The following is a 1,192-nucleotide window of genomic DNA, read 5'->3' as shown; positions in this document are numbered from 1 at the left end:
GTAAACGTGAACCAGGTGCAGAAGAGGAAAAAGAATAATGGGCCAGATCCCTTTAGAACATGGTTTGATTGTTGCAACCATTCTTTTTGCACTCGGTTTTTACGGTGTAATGGTGCGACGCAACCTTTTATTTATGTTAATGAGCCTTGAGATCATGATGAATGCTGCAGCGTTAGCATTCGTTCTTGCGGGTAGCGTATGGGCACAACCAGATGGACAAGTCATGTTTATTCTGATTTTAACCCTTGCTGCTGCAGAGGCGTGTATCGGTCTTGCGATTGTCCTTCAGTTCTATCATCGCTTCCATCATTTGGATGTGGATGCTGCTAGTGAGATGCGCGGATGAGTTATTTATATCTAACAGTATTATTTCCGCTAATCGGTTTTATTTTATTGGCGGCTGGGCGTGATAAGCTCTCTGAAAATGTTGCAGCAATTATTGGTGTAGGTTCTGTAGGTTTATCTGCATTATTTGCATTGATTGCTGGTATGGCATTTACCAGTAGCGGCCAGCAAGTTTTTGTTCAAAATCTTTGGACATGGTTCAATGTTGGTGGTTTCGCGCCTGGCATTAGCTTACATTTAGATGGCTTATCTTTACTCATGATGGGCATGATCACGGGTGTTGGTTTCCTAATCCACATCTTTGCATCATGGTATATGCGTGGTGAAGAAGGGTATGCGCGCTTCTTCTCTTATTTCAACCTGTTCGTTGCAAGCATGCTTTTGCTTGTGTTGGGTGACAACTTAGCGTTGTTATTCTTAGGTTGGGAAGGCGTAGGTCTATGCTCTTACTTGCTGATTGGTTTCTATTATGCAAATCCTGCAAATGGTTGGGCAGCGATCAAAGCATTTACAGTTACCCGTGTAGGTGACGTATTCTTACTTATCGCTTTATTCTTGCTTTACCAACAATTTGGTACGCTTAATACTCAGTACATCGTTGAACACGCAGCAGAAGTAATGACGAAGAGTTCGTCACTTACTATCTGGACTGCATTAATGTTGTTCTTGGGTGCTGCTGGTAAATCTGCACAAATTCCATTGCAAACATGGTTAGCAGATGCGATGGCAGGTCCTACACCTGTTTCTGCATTAATCCACGCAGCAACAATGGTAACAGCTGGTGTGTACTTGTGCTGCCGTCTATTCAGCGTATTTGAACTTGCGCCTGAAGTGATGCAATTCATTT

2 protein-coding genes are annotated in these 1,192 nt (G+C 42.9%); both read left to right on the top strand.

Translation table 11 applies throughout. The annotated features are described in order from the left end of the window. Positions 1 to 37: 37 nt before the first annotated feature. The gene (nuoK, locus tag VXQ92_RS19435; RefSeq protein ID WP_000529822.1) at positions 38 to 346 is read left to right on the top strand and encodes an NADH-quinone oxidoreductase subunit NuoK; all 309 of its coding nucleotides are present in this window, start codon (positions 38 to 40) and stop codon (positions 344 to 346) included. Beyond that, positions 343 to 1,192 (top strand): proton-conducting transporter membrane subunit (locus tag VXQ92_RS19430; protein WP_416682898.1); only part of this gene is annotated, 850 nt, incomplete at its 3' end. The genes nuoK and VXQ92_RS19430, both read left to right, overlap by 4 nt.

This window comes from Acinetobacter sp. 228 (assembly GCF_048147885.1).
The sequence above is the reverse complement of the archived record's forward strand: the minus strand, read 5'-3'. Positions and strand labels throughout refer to the sequence as shown.